Source organism: Streptomyces aculeolatus (genome assembly GCF_020400605.1).
In the GTDB taxonomy this organism is placed as follows: domain Bacteria; phylum Actinomycetota; class Actinomycetes; order Streptomycetales; family Streptomycetaceae; genus Streptomyces; species Streptomyces aculeolatus.
The window spans coordinates 1-2,527 of the sequence record NZ_JAINRD010000062.1 but is presented as its reverse complement, the minus strand read 5'-3'; the positions used below and the strand labels follow the sequence as shown (position 1 = coordinate 2,527).

At 73.7% G+C, this 2,527-nt stretch carries 2 protein-coding genes; both read left to right on the top strand.

The features are described 5' to 3' along the window. The first annotated feature begins 306 nt into the window (after nt 1-306). Nucleotides 307-1,857, top strand: coding sequence for a DUF6851 domain-containing protein (locus LG396_RS38690; protein WP_225798293.1), 1,551 nt, complete (start codon nt 307-309; stop codon nt 1,855-1,857). A 129-nt stretch (nt 1,858-1,986) separates the two neighbouring features. Further along, nucleotides 1,987-2,527 (top strand): GNAT family N-acetyltransferase (locus LG396_RS38685; RefSeq protein WP_225798292.1); only part of this gene is annotated, 541 nt, incomplete at its 3' end.

Genomic DNA, 2,527 nt, shown 5'->3' with positions numbered 1-2,527 from the left:
ACTACGGCCTGTGTCGAAGGTCCCGTCGTCCGCCCGCAGGGCGGGCGCCGCGGCGTCTGGTGCGGTGCATCGCAAGGCGGAGGGTCGACCGCATACCGGGCTGTATTCGGTCGATCCCGACAACGCGGCGAGGTGCCGTGCCAGGCGTCGCGGCGCAGGCGGGACTTTCGACACAGGCCCTAGCGATCCACCAGCGGATCACGAGGAGCGCCGGTTAGCCTCTGGCGCGACCTGCCGGCAGGGGTCCCGCCCCGCAACGCAGGACACCCGCGTGCCCAGAAATGACAGAGATAGGGGATACAGCCCATGACGATATCCGGACCCTCCCCCGTCTCCGGCCCGGGACCGCGGCGCAGGTCGGTGGTGCTCGGCGGCGTATCGGCCGCGGCGCTGGCCGCCTGGGGACACAGCGGTGCGGCCGCGGCCGGCCGGCCCGGCCGCCCGGCCGAGCCGTCCGACGAATTCGACTTCGACACGGGCAACTTCATCCGGGACCTGGTCCCCAGGGCGGCCGGTACGCCGGACGCGGGGGTCTTCGGGCCCATGGACGCGTCCATCCTGATCTGGACCACCCACGCGCTGCAGACCTCGTGGTTCGACGCACTGGCGCCCTACCACCCGACCGCGGTCGGCGTGCACTCCCGCATCCCCCGCCGCCCCGCCCGCGAAGCCGCCACCAACAGGAACAAGAACATCGCCGGCCTGCACGCCTGGTACCAGGTGCGCAAGGGCCTGGACCCGGAGCAGTTGCAGGGCATGCGCGAGTTGATGACCACGCTCGGCCTGGACCCCGACGACGAGTCCGCGGACCTGACCACCCCGGTCGGCATCGGCAACACGGCCGGCAAGGCGATCGTCAAGGCCCGCCTGCACGACGGCATGAACCACCTCGGTGACGTGGGCCGCACCTTCAACGGCCGGCCCTACGCCGACTACACGGGCTACCGGTCCGTGAACCGTCCCGACGAGCTGACCAACCCCTCCCGCTGGCAGCCGGCGATCCACCCCCACCGCCGGCGCGTCGGCGGCGGGCCCGGCGACAAGGCCGTCTGGGTCACCCAGCGGTTCGTCACCCCGCAGCTGCGGCTGGTCAAGGCCCATACCTTCCGGGACCCGGCCCGCTTCCGGCTCGTCCCGCCCGACCACACCGACCACACCGACCGCCGCCGCTACAAGCGGTCGGTGGACGAGATCCTGGAGGCGTCGGCCGGGCTCACCGACGAGCAGAAGGCGAAGGCGGAGTTCTTCGACAACAAGTTCCTGGGGATCGGCCAGTCGACGTACGCCGCGGCGGTCTCCCACGACCTGGACCTGGACGGCTGGGTCCACCTGTTCTTCACCGCCTCCGTAGCCCAGTTCGACGACCTGATCGCCGCCTGGCACCAGAAGGCGAGGTACGACGCCGTGCGGCCGTTCAGCGCCGTCGGGCACGTCTACGGCAGCCGCAAGGTGTCCGCATGGGGCGGCCCCGGCAAGGGGACGGTCCGCGTGCGCGCGGACGAGTGGGCCAGCTATCTGCCCGTGGGCGACCACCCCGACTACCCCTCCGGCTCCACCACGCTGTGCGCCGCCGAGGCCCAGGCGGCGCGGCGCTACCTCCGCTCCGACGTCCTGGACTGGACCTGGCCCGTCCCCGCCGGCTCGGGACTGACGGAGCCGGGGCTCGTCCCCGCCAAGGACATCGAACTGCGCTACCGCACCTGGACGGACTTCGTCGACGACTGCGCCATGAGCCGGGTGTGGGGAGGCGTGCACTTCAAGACGACGACCGAGCGGTCCATCAGGTTCGGTACGCAGTTCGGCGACATGGCCCACGAGTTCGTGCAGCGGCACATCAAGGGGGACGTCCGGGACTGAGCGCCCGCGGCGCCCTTGCAGTACCGTCTCCCGGGGACGGCCCGGGCTCCCGCCGCGGGCCGGGACCCGCCGCATGCGGGACGGGGCCGGACGTCCGGCCCTCTCCCCGCATCCGCATCCCCGGGGGTTGTGACGGACACCGAAGCGGCCGACGCCGTCGGCGAGACGATCCGCACCGCGCGGCTCGACCTGCTCCCCCTGCGCGTCGAGCACGCCGACGCCATGGCCGGCGTGCTGGCCGACCCCGCGCTGTACACGTTCACCGGCGGCTCGCCGCCCGCCCTCGGCCAGCTCCGCACGCGGTACGCCCGGCTGGCCGCCGGGGCGCCCGACGGCGGCACCGTGTGGGGGAACTGGGTGCTGCGGCTACGGGCGGACGGCAGCCTCTGCGGATACGTACAGGTGACGATCCGGGACGGCGTCGCCGAGGTCGCCTGGGTGGTGGGGACCCCGTGGCAGGGGCGCGGCCTCGCCGGCGAAGCCGCCCGGGCGCTCGTCGCGCGGCTGCGGCGGCTGCCGCTGCGGGCCGTCGTCGCGCACGTCCACCCCGGCCACCACGCCTCCGCCGCGGTGGCGGCGTCGGCGGGGCTGGAGCGTACGGACCTCGTCCACGACGACGAGGCCGTCTGGCGGCTCGACCTGACCGCGCCGGCCCCGCCCGCCGCCTCCT

Bases quoted from the DNA above. Each gene is read 5' to 3' on its own strand.
- LG396_RS38690 (WP_225798293.1), top strand. From the start codon at position 307: ATGACGATATCCGGACCCTCCCCCGTCTCCGGCCCGGGACCGCGGCGC.